The 18,185-nt window shown below is 65.4% G+C and carries 17 protein-coding genes; 11 read left to right on the top strand and 6 right to left on the bottom strand.

Features of this window, described 5'->3' with window-relative positions; translation table 11 throughout:
* Positions 1-4: 4 nt before the first annotated feature.
* On the top strand, positions 5-883 hold the full coding sequence (locus G471_RS0111665) for an esterase/lipase family protein (RefSeq protein ID WP_028995496.1): 879 nt from the start codon (positions 5-7) through the stop codon (positions 881-883).
* Positions 880-2,190: a M18 family aminopeptidase gene (locus tag G471_RS0111660; RefSeq protein WP_028995495.1), complete on the top strand. Its 1,311-nt coding sequence runs from the start codon at positions 880-882 to the stop codon at positions 2,188-2,190. Before G471_RS0111665 ends, G471_RS0111660 begins: the two co-directional genes overlap by 4 nt.
* Here the strand turns inward: G471_RS0111660 and G471_RS17535 are convergent.
* Entirely contained in the window at positions 2,187-5,441 is a 3,255-nt protein-coding gene (locus G471_RS17535) for an EAL domain-containing protein (protein WP_043421573.1), read from the bottom strand. The genes G471_RS0111660 and G471_RS17535 overlap by 4 nt on opposite strands.
* A gap of 124 nt (positions 5,442-5,565) precedes the next feature.
* On the opposite strand from G471_RS17535, the gene G471_RS17530 reads away from it, so the two are divergent.
* The 8 genes from G471_RS17530 (at position 5,566) to G471_RS0111615 (ending at position 13,442) form a co-directional block, all read left to right on the top strand.
* Entirely contained in the window at positions 5,566-6,828 is a 1,263-nt protein-coding gene (locus G471_RS17530) for an ATP-binding protein (RefSeq protein WP_051295458.1), read from the top strand.
* A complete protein-coding gene (locus G471_RS0111645) occupies positions 6,825-7,355 on the top strand; it encodes a response regulator transcription factor (protein ID WP_028995494.1) in 531 nt (176 codons plus the stop codon). Before G471_RS17530 ends, G471_RS0111645 begins: the two co-directional genes overlap by 4 nt.
* Before the next feature lie 181 nt (positions 7,356-7,536).
* Positions 7,537-10,383, top strand: coding sequence for a monovalent cation/H+ antiporter subunit A (locus tag G471_RS0111640; RefSeq protein ID WP_028995493.1), 2,847 nt, complete (start codon positions 7,537-7,539; stop codon positions 10,381-10,383).
* Between the two features lies 1 nt (position 10,384).
* Complete coding sequence (locus G471_RS17525) at positions 10,385-10,753, top strand: Na+/H+ antiporter subunit C (protein ID WP_051295457.1); 369 nt, start codon at positions 10,385-10,387, stop codon at positions 10,751-10,753.
* Positions 10,750-12,279 (top strand): monovalent cation/H+ antiporter subunit D, encoded by a 1,530-nt coding sequence (locus G471_RS0111630; protein ID WP_028995492.1) that lies wholly within the window; start codon positions 10,750-10,752, stop codon positions 12,277-12,279. The genes G471_RS17525 and G471_RS0111630 overlap by 4 nt, the downstream gene beginning before the upstream one ends.
* Complete coding sequence (locus G471_RS0111625) at positions 12,279-12,806, top strand: Na+/H+ antiporter subunit E (protein WP_051295456.1); 528 nt, start codon at positions 12,279-12,281, stop codon at positions 12,804-12,806. Before G471_RS0111630 ends, G471_RS0111625 begins: the two co-directional genes overlap by 1 nt.
* On the top strand, positions 12,803-13,072 hold the full coding sequence (locus tag G471_RS0111620) for a K+/H+ antiporter subunit F (protein WP_028995490.1): 270 nt from the start codon (positions 12,803-12,805) through the stop codon (positions 13,070-13,072). The genes G471_RS0111625 and G471_RS0111620 overlap by 4 nt, the downstream gene beginning before the upstream one ends.
* Before the next feature lie 10 nt (positions 13,073-13,082).
* Positions 13,083-13,442 (top strand): Na+/H+ antiporter subunit G, encoded by a 360-nt coding sequence (locus G471_RS0111615; protein ID WP_028995489.1) that lies wholly within the window; start codon positions 13,083-13,085, stop codon positions 13,440-13,442.
* 57 nt (positions 13,443-13,499) lie between these two features.
* On the opposite strand, the gene G471_RS0111610 is transcribed toward G471_RS0111615, so the two are convergent.
* Genes G471_RS0111610 through G471_RS0111600 form a run of 3 tightly spaced genes read right to left on the bottom strand, consistent with a single transcriptional unit; the run spans position 13,500 to position 15,030 of the window.
* On the bottom strand, positions 13,500-13,961 hold the full coding sequence (locus G471_RS0111610) for a copper chaperone PCu(A)C (RefSeq protein WP_028995488.1): 462 nt from the start codon (positions 13,959-13,961) through the stop codon (positions 13,500-13,502).
* Between the two features lie 11 nt (positions 13,962-13,972).
* Complete coding sequence (locus G471_RS0111605) at positions 13,973-14,572, bottom strand: SCO family protein (protein WP_028995487.1); 600 nt, start codon at positions 14,570-14,572, stop codon at positions 13,973-13,975.
* A 2-nt stretch (positions 14,573-14,574) separates the two neighbouring features.
* Positions 14,575-15,030: a hypothetical protein gene (locus G471_RS0111600; RefSeq protein ID WP_043421571.1), complete on the bottom strand. Its 456-nt coding sequence runs from the start codon at positions 15,028-15,030 to the stop codon at positions 14,575-14,577.
* A 181-nt stretch (positions 15,031-15,211) separates the two neighbouring features.
* Here G471_RS0111600 and G471_RS0111595 point away from each other — a divergent pair, with 181 nt between their 5' ends.
* Positions 15,212-15,715, top strand: a complete 504-nt coding sequence (locus G471_RS0111595; RefSeq protein ID WP_028995485.1) for a TlpA family protein disulfide reductase — start codon at positions 15,212-15,214, stop codon at positions 15,713-15,715.
* Positions 15,716-15,721: 6 nt separating this feature from the next.
* On the opposite strand, the gene G471_RS0111590 is transcribed toward G471_RS0111595, so the two are convergent.
* Together G471_RS0111590 and G471_RS0111585 are read right to left on the bottom strand one after the other, a co-directional pair.
* Positions 15,722-15,901, bottom strand: a complete 180-nt coding sequence (locus G471_RS0111590; RefSeq protein WP_028995484.1) for a LiaI-LiaF-like domain-containing protein — start codon at positions 15,899-15,901, stop codon at positions 15,722-15,724.
* Between the two features lie 18 nt (positions 15,902-15,919).
* Positions 15,920-18,139: a RelA/SpoT family protein gene (locus G471_RS0111585; protein WP_028995483.1), complete on the bottom strand. Its 2,220-nt coding sequence runs from the start codon at positions 18,137-18,139 to the stop codon at positions 15,920-15,922.
* Between the last annotated feature and the right edge of the window lie 46 nt (positions 18,140-18,185).

Raw genomic sequence — 18,185 nt, 5'->3', positions numbered from 1 at the left:
GCTCATGCTGCCCGTCTCCCTGCTGCTCTGGCTGATTGCCGAACTGGCCATCTACTACCACCTGGCGCTGGGCCCGGGCGGTCTGCCAGCGCCGGCCGCCGGACTGGCCGCCATACTCACCCTGCTGTTCGCCCGCGCGCTGCAGAATGCCGGTCTCTGGCTGCTGGCCCGCCGCCATCAGGCCCCCGGACAAAGGCCGGGCCTGGGCATCATGCTCGGCGAGTATCTCGCCTTCATCCGCACCTTCCTGCTGGTCCTGCCTTTCGAACGCCTGTGGATGCCGGCCGACCGGCTGGCGCCGATGGGCCGGGTAATCCTGCTGGTCCATGGTTACGGCTGCAGCCGCGGCGTCTGGTACCGGCTGCGCCGGCGCCTGGAAAACGCCGGCTGCACGGTAGCCACGGTCAGCCTGTTCCCGCCCTTCATCAGCATGGGCCGCATGGTGCCGCTGCTCAACGAACGCATCGAGGCTGTCTGCCGCCAGACCAGCGCCAAGAAACTGACCCTGGTCGGCCACAGCATGGGCGGACTGATCTGCCGCTCCTACCTCGCCCGCCATGGCAACGAACGGGTCGCCGCACTGATCACGCTGGCAACGCCCAACACCGGCACCGAGCTCGCCCGTCTCGGCATCGGCCAGAATGCCCGCGAAATGCAGCCGGACTCGCTGTGGCTGCGGGACATGGCGGCGGAAAAGACGACGGTCCCGACCATCGCCTACTGCAATCCCTGCGACAATTACGTCTATCCCCATGACCACCAACGGCTGCCCGGCGCCCACAACGTGGACCTGCCGCCGATCGGCCATCTCGCCATGCTTTACGACCGCCGCGTCGCCGACCTCGTCGTAGACGCGTGCACCACTCCGGAACGCCGCTCATGACCCGCCCAGTGACCGATACCGCCCGCGCCCAGGCGCAGGACCTGCTCGACTTCATCGATGCCAGCCCGAGCCCCTGGCATGCCGTCGCCACCTGCAAGCAACGCCTGCTGGCCGCCGGCTTCGTCCGTCTGGAGGAATTCGACCGCTGGCAACTGGAAGCCGGCGGCCGCTATTTCGTCATCCGCGGCGGTTCGTCGATCATCGCCTTCACCATCGGCAGCCAGCCGCTGGCTGAGACCGGCCTGACCATGATCGGCGCCCATACCGACTCCCCCGGACTGCGCCTGAAGCCGCGCCCGGCGGAAAATGCCGGCGGCCTGGTCCGGCTCGGCGTCGAAGTCTATGGCGGACCCATCCTGGCCACCTTTGCCGACCGCGACCTCGGTCTGGCCGGCCGGGTCATGGTGCGTAACGATGTCGGCATCGAAAGCCGGCTGGTCCATATCGACAAGCCGCTGCTGCGCCTGCCCAACCTGGCCATCCACATGAACCGCGAGGTCAACGAAGGCGGGCTGAAGTTCAACAAGCAGACCGAACTACCCTTGCTGCTGGGCGTCGGCGACGATGCGCAAACGGCCGACACGCAGTTCCGCCGGCCGCTGGCCGACGCGCTGGGCGTCGCCCCGGAAAACCTGATGACCTGGGAGCTGGCCGCCTGCGACACGCAGAAAGGCAGCTTCTGGGGCGCTGACGGCGAATTCATCGCCAACAGCCAGCTCGACAACCTGGCCTCCTGCCACGCTGCCTTGAGCGCACTACTGGCGGTGGACAAGCCGGGTCAAACCTGCCTGGTCGCCCTCTTCGACCACGAGGAAGTCGGCTCGGAAAGCGCCGCCGGCGCCGGTGGCAGCCTGGTCGGCGACGTGCTGCAGCGGCTCGCCGGCAACTTCGCCCTCGACGGCGAAGACCTGCGCCGCCTGCTCGCCCGCAGCTACTTCATCAGCGCCGACATGGCCCATGCCTGGAACCCGAACTTCCCGTCGGCCTACGAACCCGGGCACCGGGTCCTGGTCAATGCCGGCCCGGTGATCAAGCACAACTGCAACCAGCGCTACAGCACAGGTGCCGACACGGCGGCGCTGTTCATGGCCATCTGCGAACAGGCCGGCGTACCCTGCCAGAAATACGCGCATCGCACCGATCTCGGCTGCGGCAGCACCATCGGCCCCATCGTCGCCGCCCGCCTGGGCATTCCCAGCGTCGACGTCGGCGCCCCGATGTGGGCCATGCACAGCATCCGCGAGAGCGCCGGCGTCATCGACCACGCCGACATGATCGCCGCCATGACCGGCGCCTTCCGGCTCTAGACGCCGCGTTCGTCCATCCAGCGCCGCAGTTCGTCGGCCGGCAGCGGCCGGCTGAACAGGTAGCCCTGCATCACCGGGCAACCGCGTTCGGCGAGGAACTGCCGCTGGATCTCGGTTTCGACGCCTTCGGCAACGACGTCCATGCCCAGGTCGCGGGCCAGTGACAGGGTGGCCATGGCAATCGCCACGTCTTCCTGATCGCCGGGCACGTCCTTGACGAAACTGCGGTCAAGCTTGAGGCGGCGGATCGGCAGGCGCTTGAGGTAGGACAGGCTGGAATAGCCGGTGCCGAAATCGTCCAGCGCCAGGCGGATGCCGAGTTCGCGCAACTGGTTCATGCGCGCCAGCACTTCCGGTGTCGGCTGCATCAGCGCACTTTCGGTCAGTTCCAGTTCCAGGCCGGCTGGATCGGCACCGGTATCGGCCAGGATGCGGCGCACGTCATCGACGAAATCGCCCTGACGGAACTGCAGGGCGGAAATATTGACCGCCATCAGCAGATCCAGCCCCCGGGCCTGCCAGGCGGCAAGTTGTCGCGCCGCGCTTGCCAGCACCCAGTTGCCGAGCGGCAGGATCAGGCCGCTTTCCTCGGCCACGCCGATGAACTGGACCGGTTGCAGCAAGCCGAGTTCCGGATGCTGCCAGCGCACCAGCGCTTCGCAGCCGACCATGCGACTGTCGTCGGCAGCGACCTGCGGCTGGTAATGCAGCACCAGTTCATGGCGCTCGATGGCCCGCCGCAGCGCGTTTTCGAGCATCAGGCGCTCGAGCGCATGGACGTCCATTTCCGGCTTGAAATAGTGGTAAGCATTGCGCCCCTGGTCCTTGGCGCAGTACATCGCGACATCGGCATGCTTGAGCAGCGTGCTGACATCCTCGCCGTCACTGGGGAATACGGCGATACCGATGCTGGTCGACACGGTCAGTTCATGCCCCTCGATGGACATCGGTGCCTGCAGCGCGGAAATCAGCTTGCGGGCAACGACGGCGGCGGTCTCCGGATGTTCGAGATGCGGCAGCAGGACGACGAACTCGTCGCCGCCCAGGCGGGCCAGGAAGTCGTTCTCGCGCAGGCAGGCGGAGAAACGGCGGGCGACGCCGGACAGCAATTGATCGCCGACCGGATGGCCGAGCGAATCGTTGACCGACTTGAAATGATCGAGGTCGAGGAACAGCACCGCCAGGCCCTCGCCCAGGCGCGAGGCGTTGCGCAGTTCCTGGTGTGCCCGTTCGTTCCACTGGGTGCGGTTGGGCAGACCGGTCAGCACATCGTAATGGGCGAGGAAGGCGATATGTTCCTCGGCGGCCCGGGCTGTCGTCACGTCCTGCGCCGTACCACGGATGCGTACGCCGCCACCGGCGCGCTGATCACTTTCGATGCGGAAATGCAAGCGGGTGCCAATCGCCCCCGACACCGCCAGGCGGCAATCGAAAGCCGCCTGCCCCGGCGCCTCGGCCAGTTGTTCCAGCGCCCGCTGCAGGCTAGCCCGATCGTCCGGATGCACCCGGCTCAACAGGTCGTCAGAAACGATCCGCCCATGTTCGGACAAACGCATGATCCTGCGCAATTCCTCCGAACAATGGCATTCGTCGCTCGCCGGCAGGATTTCCCAACTGCCCAGCCGGGCAATGCGCTGCGCCTGAACCAGTTCCTCCTGCTGCTCGATCAGTTGCCGACCAGCGTCGGCCAGCTGCTGGGTACGCTCGTCGACCAGGCGTTCGACGCGCCGCGCGCGACCGCTGGTCAGCAACAGGAAAGCCCCCAGGACCCCCGTGGTCAGCAAGCCGATAGCCAGCGTCAACCAGACGCCCCAGCTACGCAGATTCACCAGATAGGTCTCGGTAGTGGCAATTTTCAGTTGCCAGCTGCGTCCGGCGAAATCCACCGTATCCTGCCAATGCATGCGCCGCGTCAGCCATTCCGGCTGCTCGCAGCCCCCCGGACCGAACAGCCGCTGCCCCTGGGCGTCATGATCAATCAGGCAAAGCTGCAGCCCCTTCTCCATCTCGCGGCCCAGCGTGGCATTGAGGGCGTCGTCCATGCGGAACACCCCCGAAATCAAGCCGATCTGGCGCGCCGGCGACCCCGCGAAGACGGCGTGATAGACCACCACCCCGCGCTGCTCGCCCTGCTCCTGGACCAGGCGGATCGAAGCGGACGCGACCGGCAGCCGGCTTTCCCGCGTGCGCCGGGCGGCGATTGCCGTCTGTTCGAGCACCAGCGGGTCGAGACCGACGACGCTGCGATTGCTGGCCAGCGGTTCGACGAACAGGATGGGCAGGTACTCGGCTCGCGATTCGACGACGTAGGTACGCCCCGAGGGGTCGCGCCCGAGAATGGCGAAATCCGGGATGCCCGAAGCGCGTACCGCACGCTCGAAAGCCGGCCGCCGGGCCTCGGTCACCAGCGGGCTCCAGCCGAAATTCTGCGTTCCCGGATAGCGCTCGAGCAAGGGCGTGACGAATTCCCGCCAGACGGCTGCATCGAGCGCCGGATGCACGGTGGCCAGGCGTTCCAGCGCCTGCATCTGGTCGAGTTGCGCGTCGAGGCGCTTGCGCACCAGGCTGGCCATGTGTCCGGCATCACGATTGACCCGGGACTGCAGGCGCCGCTCCTCCCAACTGCTGACCTGGATGAAGGTGGCCGCGAGAACGGCCAGCGCGATCAGCATCGGCACCGCCACATTCATCCGACGGCTGCGCCAGTCGGCGGCCGGCCGGCCAAAGAAGACCAGCAGCAGCGGCACCATGATCAACACGCCGAGCGTATCGCCGGCCCACCAGTTCATCCAGGTGAAGGCGGCGTCATTGGGCGCAATCCCCTGCATCAGGTAAATGGCGAAGGTGCCCACCGATGGACTGATCAAGGCACCGACCGGCGCCACGACCAGCATGAAGGCGATGATGCTCTCCTGGCTGTCGAGCGGGTTGTTGCGGCCGAGCAGGCGCAAGGCCAAGCGATAACCAAACCATGCCTGCAAGGCTGCTCCGCCGGCCGAAAACACCAGCATCGGCCAGACATTGCCGCTGAAACCACTCTGCATGGCGGCCGCGATCTGCACCGCCAGCGAACCGAAGAAAATACCCGGCAGGCTGCGCGGACCATGGACCAGCATGGCGGCCAACGCGATCCCGGCAGGCGGGAACAGCGGGGCCGCGTACCCCGGCGGCACGGCGATCTGCAACGCCAGCCAACCGGTCAGCGCATAAATCAGGGCAAGCAGCACATTGCCGCGCAAGAAACCAGACATCGAGAACCTGTAACAGTGGTGCATGAGTTGCAGGAGATTATAGGCGCCCGACGAGCGCTTCCCTGCGACAATCTGACGCAGCGGAGCATAACGCAGCGCGCCGCAAATCGCCGATAATTCGAAGATGCCGATTCTCTATCACGCCGCCGACAGCAAGGAGTACCTGGTCAATCTGCGCCGCCTGTTCGCGCTGCGCTGGGCCATGCTGGCGCTGATGGCGCTGACCGTGCTGATCGCCCCCGGCCTGCTCGACCTCGTCCTGCCGCAACCGGCGATGCTCGCCATCCTCGCTGTTGCCGCCGTACTCAATGCACTCGGCCACCGGCACGCCGGCCGCCAGCAATCGGCCACGGCGCATGAACTGTTCAGCCAGCTGCTGCTCGACATCTGCACCCTGTCGGCGCTGCTGTTCTTCAGCGGCGGCGCCACCAACCCGCTGGTCTCGCTGCTGTTGCCGCCGGTCGCCATCGCCGCACTCGGCCTGCCCCGCCATCTGGTGATACTGGTTGGCGGCGCAGCCATCCTCGCCTACTCGCTGCTGATGCTGTTCTACCTGCCGCTGCCGATCACCGATGTCAGCCGGGCCACCCAATTGCACCTGATCGGCATGTGGCTGACCTTCACCGTCTCGGCCATCCTGATCGGCTGGATCATCCTGCGCATGAGCCAGTTGATCCGCGACCGAGACGCCGAACTGGCCGCAGCCCGGGAGCAGGCCCTGCGCGACGAACGGGTGACCGCGATGGGCACCCTGGCCGCCGGCGCCGCACACGAGCTGGGCACACCGCTGGCAACGATGTCGCTGATCGTCGGCGAACTGGCCAACGACCGGCAGTTGCCGGAAGCGGTCCGGGAAGACCTGGGACTGCTGCGCCAGCAAATCGCCGCCTGCAAGGACATCGTCGGCGGCCTGGCTCGGCGGGCCGACGCTACCCGGAACGACACCCCGGAGCAGCAAGCCTGCGACCGCTGGCTCGACCGTTTGCGCCAGAAATGGCATGCGCTGCGCCCGCAAACCACGAGCAAGCTGATCGTCGACCGCGACGGACCGGCACCGCAGATCGCCATCGACCCGCGTCTGGAACAAGCCCTGCTCAACCTGTTCAACAATGCTGCCAACGCCTGCCCGCAGACGCTGGAAATCACCCTGAGCTGGGACCGGCAGGCCCTGAGCATCGCCATCCGCGACCGGGGCCCCGGCTTTCCACCGGCGGTGCTGGCGCTCGGCGGTCGGCAGGAACTGCCGGCGCACGAAGGCGGCAGCGGCGTCGGCCTGATGCTGACCGCCACCGCCATCGGCCAGCTCGGCGGCCGGCTGGAACTGAGCAACCCCGACGACGGCGGCGCCCTGGCCCGCATCGTCCTACCCATTGCAGAGAACCCATGACGCCTCCGATTCTGGTCATCGACGACGACCCGACCTTCAACGGCATCCTGGTGCGTACGCTGACCCGGCGCGGCCTGCCGGCCATCGGCGCGGTCGACGGCGACGAAGCCCTGCGCCTGGCCCGCGACCACGGCGTCCGGCGCGCGGTACTCGATCTGAACCTGGGCGGCATGTCCGGCCTGCTGCTGATTCCGCGCCTGCTCGACATCGATGCAAGCATGCGCATCGTCATCCTGACCGGCTACGGCAGCATCGCCACCGCCGTCGAGGCAGTCAAGCGCGGGGCCACGCAATACCTGACCAAACCGGTGGAAATCGAAGCCGTCCTCGCTGCCTTCGCCGACGAAATGCCGTCCGAAGCCCTGAACACACCGGACGAAACCCTGTCGGTCGATCGCCTGGAATGGGAACACATCCAGCGCGTGCTGACGGAAAACGACGGCAATATCTCGGCCACGGCACGCGCCCTGAAAATGCATCGACGCACGCTGCAACGCAAGCTGGCCAAGCATCCGGTACGCGCCTGATACAGGCGGTTTACGGATCATCGAATTAATCAATCCGTAAAAACCGAAACGTTTCTTACCCGTCACAGTGTTGGCGAATCAAGAAGCTGCCGCTTATACTGCCCCTTCCACAGCCTGACCGTGGTCTCCTCACCCCCGCAGTCGTACCGTTCCAACCCCGTGTCCTCCGGATCGTGAGCCCATGAGCCTTGCCCTGATTGTCATTCTCCCCTTTCTCGGGGCCATCCTCCCTGCGCTGATGATTCGCGCCGGGCGCAACGCCTGTGCGACCAGCACCTTCACCGTCACGCTGCTCGCCTTCCTACTGCTGATGACGCATGCGCCGGCCGTGTTCCGGGGCGAAGTGCTGCAGGCGCGCTGGGAATGGATTCCCCAACTCGGCCTCAACGTCAATTTCTTCCTCGACGGCCTGGGCTTCTTCTTCGCCAGCCTGATCCTCGGCATCGGCCTGCTGATCATCACCTACGCCCGCTTCTATCTGGCCAAGGAAGATCCGATGGGCAGCTTCTACAGCTACCTGCTGCTCTTCCAGGGCGCCATGGTCGGCATCGTGCTGTCGGACAACATCCTGCTGCTGCTGATCTTCTGGGAGCTCACCAGCCTGTCGTCCTTCCTGCTCATCGGCTACTGGAAACACCTGCCGGAAGGCCGCCAGGGTGCGCGCATGGCGCTGACCGTGACCGGCGCCGGCGGCCTGTCGATGATTGCCGGCATGCTGATCCTCGGCCACATCGCCGGTTCCTACGACCTGTCGGTGATCCTCCAGCACAAGGAAGCCATCCAGGCGTCGCCGCTCTACCTGCCAGCGCTGCTGCTGATTCTCGGCGGTTGCTTCACCAAGAGCGCGCAATTCCCCTTCCATTTCTGGCTGCCGCACGCCATGGCCGCACCGACGCCGGTGTCCGCCTACCTGCACTCGGCAACCATGGTCAAGGCCGGGCTGTTCCTGATGGCGCGCCTGTGGCCGGTACTCGCCGGGACCGACGAATGGTTCTACCTGGTCGCCACCACCGGCCTGATCACCATGCTGATCGGCGCCTGGATTGCGCTGTTCAAGGACGACCTCAAGGGCCTGCTGGCCTTCTCGACGGTCAGCCACCTCGGCCTGATCACCTTCCTGCTTGGCCTCGGTTCGCCGATGGCCGCCGTCGCCGCCGTTTTCCATATCCTCAACCACGCCACCTTCAAGGCGGCGCTGTTCATGAACGCCGGCATCGTCGATCACGAAACCGGCACCCGCGACATCAGGAAACTCGGCGGCCTGATGACGCTGATGCCGATCGCCGGCACCCTGGCCACCATCGCTGCCGCGTCGATGGCCGGCCTGCCGTTGCTCAACGGTTTCCTGTCCAAGGAAATGATGCTCGAGGAAGCCGCGCACACCGCCTGGCTCGGCAACGACTGGATCGTGCCGGCACTGGCGACGCTGGCAGCCTGCTTCTCGGTCGCCTATTCGTTCCGCTACATCGTCCATGTCTACTTCGGCAAGCCGGCCGGCGAAACGCCGCGGCATCCGCACGACCCGCCGTTCGGCCTGTGGGGACCGCCGGCCCTGCTGGTCGTCCTGGTCGTACTGATCGGCCTGTTCCCGGCGACCGTCGCCGGGCCGTTGGTCGCCACCGTTGCCGGCGCCGTCATCGGCAGCCCGCTGCCCGACTATCACCTGGCCATCTGGCACGGCCTGACGCCGGCACTGGGCATGAGCGCCATTGCCGTCGCCGTCGGCCTGGGCCTGCTCGCTGGCTACCTCAAGGTGCGCAAGCTGTGGTCGGCCGGTCCGCACCCGGAAGCCAAGGCCATGTTCCAGGCGGTAATCGCCGCCGCCGTCAGCGTCGCCCAGAAAATCACCCATGGCCTGCACAACGGCTCGCTGCAGCGGCACCTGGCCTTCGCCATCGGCGCCGCCGTGGTCGTCGGCTTCGGCGCCTTTGCCGCCGCCAGCCATGCACCGGGCCAGCGCGAACTGCTGCCGGCCGCGCCGGTCGCCATCGTCGTCTGGCTGCTGCTGGTCGGCGCCACCATCGCCCTGGTCGCCCTGCACCGCCAGCGCCTGGTATCGCTGATCGCCATCGGCGTGATCGGCATGGTCGTCTCGCTGGCCTTCGTCTATCTGTCGGCGCCTGACCTGGCGCTGACGCAGATTTCGGTCGAAGTCGTGACCGTCATCCTGATGCTGCTGGCCCTCAACTTCCTGCCCAAGGAGACGCCCGTCGAAAGCAGTGGCGGCCGCCGTCTGCGCGACGGCCTGATCGCCGCCCTGGCCGGCATCGGTGTCGGCGGCGCGGCCTGGGCCATGACCACCCGCGATGCGGCGACGCTGTCTGGCTACTACCTCGAACAATCGGTTCCCGGCGGCGGCGGCACCAATGTGGTCAACGTCATCCTGGTCGATTTCCGCGGCTTCGACACCTTCGGCGAGATCATCGTCCTCGGCATCGCCGCGCTGACCATCTACGCGCTGCTCGACGGCGCCACCCGTGGTGCCGTCGGCCGCAAGCTGGCCGCCTGGGTCCCGGATCAGGCGCGTTCCGCCGACCGTCACCCGCTGATGCTGGTGGTCGCCACCCGCGTCATGCTGCCGCTGGCGCTGATGGTCGGCGCCTTCATCTTCCTGCGCGGTCACAACGTCCCCGGCGGCGGCTTCATCGCCGGCCTGGTCGTCGCCATCGCGCTGATCATGCAGTACATGGCCAGCGGCTACAGCTGGGCGGCGCAGCGGATGAAGGTCGACTACCACGCGCTGATCGGCATCGGCGTGCTGATTGCCGCCGCCACCGGCATCGTTTCCTGGCTGGCCGATTACCCCTTCCTGACCAGTGCCTTCGACCACTTCCATCTACCCATCATCGGCGAATTCGAACTGGCGTCGGCCATGGCCTTCGACACCGGCGTCTTCCTCACCGTGGTCGGTGCCGTCATGCTGGCCTTGGCCAATCTGTCGCGTATCGGCGGCCTGACCGAAACACCGGTCCCGAACGAGGGACCGATGGAACCGGATCTGAGCGCCACTCACCCACGGGAGCACTGACATGGAATTCCTGCTGTCCTCCGCTGTCGGCCTGCTCACTGCCGCCGGTGTCTATCTGGTGCTGCGTGCCCGCACCTGGCCGGTGGTACTTGGCCTGGCGCTGCTCTCCTACGCCACCAATGTCTTCCTGTTCGCCACCGGTCGCCTGGTTCTCAACCGGCCGCCGGTAATCTCGCCCGAAGCCCTGGCCTATACCGATCCCCTGCCGCAGGCGCTGGTCCTGACGGCCATCGTCATTTCCTTCGCCATGACCGCGGTCATCGTCGTCATGGCGCTGCGCAGCTTCCTGGAAAGCGGCAGCGACCATGTCGATGGCGAGGACCAGCCGGTCCCGGCGGAGAATCGTGAATCAACGGAGGGCCGCGCGTGACTCACTGGATCATCGCCCCGGTCGTCCTGCCGGCCATCATGGCCCCCATCCTGCTGATGGGAGCGCGCCACGACATGGTGCTTGCCCGCATCTTTTCGATCGCTTCGACCGTTGCCCTGCTCGGCATCGCGCTAGCGCTGACGACCATGGTCAGCGACGGCACCATCCTGACCTACGCGCTCGGCAACTGGGTGGCGCCGTTCGGCATCGTTCTTGTCGCCGACCGCCTGTCGGTGATGATGCTCGTCCTCACCGCCGTCCTCGCACTGGCCGTGCTGTTCTTCGCTATCGACGGCAGCGACCGCGACGGCCGACATTTCCACGCGCTCTACCAGTTCCAGTTGATGGGCATCAACGGTGCCTTCCTGACCGGCGACTTCTTCAACCTGTTCGTCTTCTTCGAAGTGCTGCTGATCGCCTCCTACGGACTGATGGTCCATGGCGGCGGCCCGGCCCGGATGAAGGCCGGCGTTCAGTACGTGGTGATCAACCTGGTCGGTTCGACGCTGTTCCTGATCGCGGTCGGCATGATCTATTCCGTCGCCGGCACGCTGAACATGGCCGATCTGGCGGTCAAGGTGCCGCACATCGCGGCCGGTGACCAGGCGCTGCTGCAAGCCGGCGCCCTGCTCCTGCTGCTGGTTTTCTGCATCAAGGCAGCGCTGATACCGGTGCATTTCTGGCTGCCCGGCACCTATGCCAACGCGCCAGCCGCTGTCGCCGCACTGTTCGCGATCATGACCAAGGTCGGCGCCTACTGCGTGATCCGCCTCTACATCCTGGCCTTTGGTGCCGACGCCGGCGCCGCCACCTGGCTGGCTGCGCCCTGGCTGCTGCCGGCGGCCTTGCTGACCCTGGTCCTGGGCATGACCGGCGTGCTCGCCGCCCGCCGCCTCGGCCAGCTCGCCGGCTTCGCGGTGATCGGATCGATGGGTCTGCTGCTGACCAGCATTGCGCTGTTTACGCCGATTGCGCTGTCGGCTGCGCTGTATTACCTGCTGCACTCCACCCTGGCCGGCGCCGTCCTGTTCCTGATCGCCGACCTGGTCGCCCGCCGCCGTCCCGGCCATGAGGACGGCCTGTCGGTGGCACCGGGATTCACCCAGCTCAAGCTGTTGGCCGGCGCCTTTTTCATCGCCGCCATTGCCGCCACCGGCATGCCGCCGCTGTCCGGCTTCATCGGCAAGCTGCTGATGCTCGACGCGGCGCTCGACAGCGTTCACGCCGCCGTCATCTGGACACTGATACTCGGTACTTCGCTGATCGCCATCATCGGCTTCGGTCGGGCCGGCAGCACGCTGTTCTGGAAGAGCACCGGCGAACCCGGCAGCTTCCCGGAACATGCGGAAAAAAACAGCCTGTCGCTGATCGCCATCGGCCTGCTGCTCGCCGGCTGTGTCGGATTGACCCTGTTCGCCGGGCCCTTGACCACCTATCTCGACGCCACCGCTGAACAGATCTTCGCCACCGATCAATACATCGAAGCCGTGCTCGGCAACACCGTACTGCCTGGAGGATCGCTCTGATGGCCCACGTCCCTGCTCAGACTGCGCGGCCGCCGCTGCTCCGCCGCTGGTTTCCGCATCCCCTGCTCAGCCTGGCGCTGACGCTGATCTGGCTGCTGCTGATCAACAGTTTCTCGGCCGGCGGCTTGCTGGTCGGCCTGATCCTCGGCATCGCCATTCCGCGCCTGACCAGCAACTTCTGGCCGGATCGCCCGAAAATCCGCCATTACGGCAAGGCATTGCGCTACATCCTGCTGGTCATCGGCGACATCGTCGTCGCCAACATCCAGGTCGCCCGCATCATCCTCTTCCGTCCAGTCGCCAGCCTGCACACCTGCTGGGTCAGCGTGCCGCTCAGCCTGACCAACCCGGAAGCCATCACCGTCCTCGCCGGCACCATCACGATGACGCCGGGCACGGTCAGTTGCGACCTGTCGGCCGACGGCCGGGCGCTGCTGGTGCATTGTCTTGACGCGCCCGACGCCGAGGCGGCGGTGCGCGAAATGAAGGACCGTTACGAATCCCGGCTGCAGGAGATCTTCCCGTGATCGAATACGCCATCTACTACGCCTACGTCGCCATCAGCCTCGGCCTGCTGCTCAACCTGTGGCGGCTGTTCAAGGGCCCGGGCAGCGTCGACCGCGTCCTTGCCGTCGACACCATGGTCATCAACATCATCGCCCTGATCATCGTCTACGGCATCCAGACCGGCAGCACGATGTATTTCGAGGCCGCCCTGCTGCTGGCCATGTTCGGCTTCATTTCCACCGTCGCCTACTGCAAGTTCATCCTGCGCGGCGACGTCATCGAATAAAGGAACGCCCATGGAATTCATCAACGAACTCGTGGTTGCCGCGCTCATCGTCGTCGGCGCGAGCTTCGCGCTGGTCGGCTCATGGGGTCTGGTCAAGCTGCCCGACCTGATGAGCCGCCTGCATGCGCCGACCAAGGCCACGACGCTGGGCGTCGGCGGTGCGCTGGTTGCTTCGATGGTCTACTTCCTGGCACTCAACGGCACGCTGTCGATCCACGAACTGCTGATCTCGCTCTTCCTCTTCCTGACCGCCCCGCTGACCGCCCACTTCCTGGCCAAGGCCTGGCTGCACAGTCAGCAACCCAAGGATCTGCCACAGCCGGAAAACCGCAACTGGTCCACCTTCGACGCCGGCAGCGAACGGCACTGAAGGTACCGACGTAAAAATGCCCCGACCAGCGGGGCATTCTTTTTGGCGTGCACCGGCTCAGTGCGCGTGCTTCATCGGCATCGCCGCCGGCATCATCTTCACCACCTTGACCTCGACCTGCTTGCTGCTACCGTCGTCAAACGTCAGCGTGATCGGCACGACCTGCCCTTCGTTGAGCGCAGCCTTCATGTTGATCAGCATGACATGCAGGCCACCCGGCTTGAGTACTGCTTCACCCTTGGCCGGAATCGCGATTTCCGGCACCTGACGCATGCGCATCACACCGTTGTCGTTGATATGGTTATGCAACTCGGTCAACTGGGAAGCCGGATTATCCGCCTTGACCAGCTTGACCTCACGCTCGCCGGTATTCTTCAGCACCATGAAAGCGCCGGTTGCCTGGGCATTCGGCGGCGCCAGCCGGACATAGGGTTCGTGCACGACGACGGCATCGGCCGCGCCGGCAAACGCGGCACCGGACAGGCTCAGGGCGGCAACAAGGACGGACAGGCGTTTCATGCGATGCTCCTTCAGTTAGGTAAATATTGACGGATCAGTGCGGCCACCTGATCAGGCGGCGTATCGTGGGCCAGACGGGCCAGCAGGCGGCCATCGGCACCGACGATGTAGCTCTCGGCCGAGTGATCGACGACGTAATCTTCAGCGGCGTTGGCGGCCGGCTGCACGGCGTAGAAGACGCCATAGCGCCCGGCCAGTTCGGCGATTTCAGCCGGCGAACCGGTCACGCCGATCATCTGCCGGTCGAAGAATTCAACATAAGTTTTCAGATGTTCCGGCGTATCGCGCTGCGGGTCGACGGAAATGAAGAAAACCGCCAGTTTTTCGCGCTCCGCCGGCGTCAGCAATGCCATGCCGCCACTCAGGGCGGTCAGGTTGGTCGGACAGATATCGGGGCAGAAGCTGTAGCCGAAATACAGGACCGCGAGACGACCACGGTAATCGCGCAGGGCCACCGGCCCATTGGCCGACTGGAGCACGAAATCGCCGCCCGGCGGCAGTGGATTGACGCTCGCCGGCGGCGGCGAGGACTGCGGTTTCCAGAACAGGCCAAGACCGACCAGCAGGCTGAGCAGAACGACAATCACGGCGATCAGGAAACGATTCGACATGCTTACCCCGTGACAAAGCGGAAAGGGATGGCCACGCGCGCCGACGAGGTTTCGAGCAGCAAGGTCGCCTGCCAGGTCATGCGCCCGGTGACGCACACCGGCAGCGTCGCCTCGCCGGCAAACACCCCCGGCGAACGCTCGGCCAGTTGCGGGCGGTTGTAGCCCATGTCCATGTCGACGCCGGCAAAATCGACGCTGACGTTACGGATGCCGGCTGCCTCGACCCGCAGTTCGAACGGCTTGACCATGGGAATCGGCCGCGTACCGACCGAGAAACGCAGCGTGCCGCCGTCCGGCAGGCTGACCGAACACGGCCCTTCCTGCAGGCTGCACGCCGGGTCCGGCTCGACCGTCAGGTCGGCCTTGGGCAACAGCAGCGGCGACAACTTGTAACCGACGAGTACGATCAGGCCGATGAGCAGCACGCCGACGAGATCGATGAGGATTTTCCTGTTCACTACGTTCTTTCCAGAGGGGGCCGAAACCGACATTGTCGGGCATCGACAGCCTTTCAGTCACGGCGGGCATTGTGGCATGTCCACCAACGGCCAGGGTGCGACATAATGTCGCAGACACCGCGACAAGATCGCACAATGCTAATATTCAGCCCGCCCACCGATCCCAGCCCGAACAACACCCGTGAAAAAGCTGCTTGCCGCACTCCTCCTCAGCCTCTCTGCCGCCCTGGTTTCGGCCCAGGAGGCGCCCAACAGTGCGCCCTTCTTTGCCACCACCTTGCTCGATCCGGATGAGAAGCCGGTGGCCATGGCGACTTACCGGGGCAAGCCGCTGGTGGTCAATTTCTGGGCCCGCTGGTGCCCGCCCTGCCGGGCCGAGATTCCGGAACTCAATGAATTCCGCAAGCACCACGGCGGCAAGATCGAAGTGCTGGGCATCGCCGTCGAGGACACGAGCGAAGCCGACGGCGTCAAGGCGTTTGCCCGCGACTTCCCGATCCGCTATCCGGTGTTCCTGGCCGGCGGCAGCGACGGTACCCGGCTGATGCGCACGCTCGGCAACCCGACCGGCGGCCTGCCTTACACGCTATTCATCGACCGCCGCGGACGCGTCGTCGGCCACAAGGTCGGCATGCTCCGTCAGCGCGATCTCGACGCCGTCGCCCCCCGTCTGCTGGCGCCCTGAAATCGCCTACTCGCGGCCTTTGCGGCCGTCCGGCGAAACCAGCATGGCGATGCCGACGCCAATCGGAATCAGCGGCCACCAGGTACTGAGCAGGGTGAAGATATTGACGTGAAAGAGGTCGAGGTTCGACCCCAGCGCGACAACGCCAACCAGTATCAGCACGATGGCCGCGATGTTTCCCTTCATGCTTGCTGACTCCCGGTATCAGGCGCGCCGCACGCCGACCACGCCCTCGACCTCGTGAATCAAGGCCAGCGTGCGCTGCAGGTGGCGCAGATTGGTGATTTCGACGGTAAAGCTCATGTGCGCATTACCCTGCCGCGATTGCGTATTGACGCCGACGACATTGAGTTTTTCGCGGGCGAAGATTTCCGAGATGTCGCGCAGCAGACCCTGACGGTCGTGCGCGTCGACGACGATGTCGCAGGCAAAGACACCGGTGGTCTCGGTGCCCCAGTCGGTTTCGATGACCCGTTCCGGATGCAGGGCGGCGAGATTGGCGAAATTGCTGCAATCGGCGCGGTGAATGGAAATCCCCTTGCCGCGCGTGATGAAGCCCTGGATTTCATCCGGTGGCGCCGGTTTGCAGCAGCGTGCCAGTTGCGTCAGCAGCTTGTCGACGCCGACGATGAGGATGCCCTGATTGCCTTCAACCGGCTTGCGCGGCTTGGTCTCGACGGTATCCGGCACCAGCGCTTCGAGCGAGGCGTCGCCGCGGACCACCGACTGAAAATGTCGCTGATTGAGATCGCCACGGGCAGCCGCGATGTACAGGTCGTCGGCCTTGGCGAAGTCGAGCTTGCGCGCCAGTTCCTCGACATTGGCACCGGTCTGGCCGGCCCGCTGCAATTCCTTGGCAACCACCGCCCGCCCTTCGGCCAGCGTTTCTTCCAGCGCCAGGGTCGAGAACCAGTTGCGCACCTTGGTCCGCGCACTCTTGGTGTGGATGTAGCCGAGCGCCGGATTCAGCCAGTCGCGCGACGGTCCGCCCAGCTTGGCGGTCAGGATCTCGACCTGCTGGCCGGTTTCGAGCGGCGTGTTGAGCGGCAGCAACTGGCCGTTCACCTTGGCGCCGCGGCAGCGGTGGCCGAGGTCGGTATGCACGCGGTAAGCGAAATCGACCGGCGTCGACCCCGACGGCAGGTCGACCACCCGACCCTGCGGCGTCATCACGTAGATGGTCTCGTCGAGCGCCGCCTGCTTGTAGTGATTGACCCAGTCGGAGCTGTCGGCGACCTCGTTCTTCCAGGTCAGCAGCTGGCGCAGCCAGGCGATCTTCTCGTCGTAGGCATCGGCGCCCGGCGCCTTGCTGCCTTCCTTGTAGCGCCAGTGCGCGGCCACGCCGAGTTCGGCGTGCTTGTGCATTTCCCAGGTGCGGATCTGGATTTCCAGGCTGCGCCCGTCCGGGCAATGCACCGCCGTATGCAGCGAACGGTAGTGATTGCCCTTGGGATTCGAGATGTAATCGTCGAACTCCTTGGAAATCGGCGCCCACAGGTTATGCACGATGCCCAGCGCGGTATAGCAGTCCTTGACGTCGTCGACGATGATGCGCAGCGCGCGCACGTCGTAGACCTCGGAGAAATCGACGCCTTTCTTGCGCATCTTGTTCCAGATGCTGAAGATGTGCTTCGGCCGGCCGTAGATTTCGGCGTTGGTGATGCCGGCCTCGGCCAGTTCGCTGCGTACCCGGTCGACCGCATCGTTGATGAAGGACTCGCGCTCGCTGCGCTTTTCATCCAACTGCTTGGCGATGGTTTTGTAGATGTCGGGATGGATGAAGCGGAAGGACAGGTCCTCCAGCTCCCATTTCAGTTCCCAGACCCCCAGCCGGTTGGCCAGCGGCGAATAGAGTTCCAGTGTCTCGCGTGCCACCTGGACGCGCAGTTCGTCCGGATTGGCCGCATAGAAACGCAGGGTTTGCGTCCGGCTGGCCAGGCGCAGCAGGACGACGCGGATATCCTCGACCATGGCCAGCAGCATCTTGCGCAACACTTCGACCTGGGCACGCATTTCCGCCGGGTTGCTCTCGCCGGCTTCGATATCGACGGCGACGAAGCCCTTGGCAATCGGCCGCAAACGGTTCAACCGGGAAATGCCATGAACCAGATGCGCCGCCGGCTTGCCGAACTTCTCCTCGATGGTGGCAACACCGTGTTCATCCTGCGCGGGAATGGCAAAGAGCACGGCGGCGATGCGCGACTCGACGTCGAGCTTGAGGCCGGCGATGATGATGGCCATGCCCAGGGCATGCGACCAGACCCGCTCGCCACTGCCCAGCGTCCGGTCGCCGTAGGCTTCCCAGGCATAGGTGACGGCGTCGTGCAGACGCTGAACATCGGCGGCCGGCAGACCCGCCGCAAGAATGGCAAGAAATTGCTCGAAATCGCTTTGTGCAGCGACAGAATGGGCGACGGAAACCATGGGCGCAATTATAGGTCTCAGTCATCAGGAAAGACAGAGACCGGGA

Origin of the sequence: Azonexus hydrophilus DSM 23864 (assembly GCF_000429605.1) — a bacterium.
Taxonomy (GTDB): domain Bacteria; phylum Pseudomonadota; class Gammaproteobacteria; order Burkholderiales; family Rhodocyclaceae; genus Azonexus; species Azonexus hydrophilus.
Note: the sequence above shows the minus strand (reverse complement) of the source record. Positions and strands in the feature narration are given on the sequence as shown.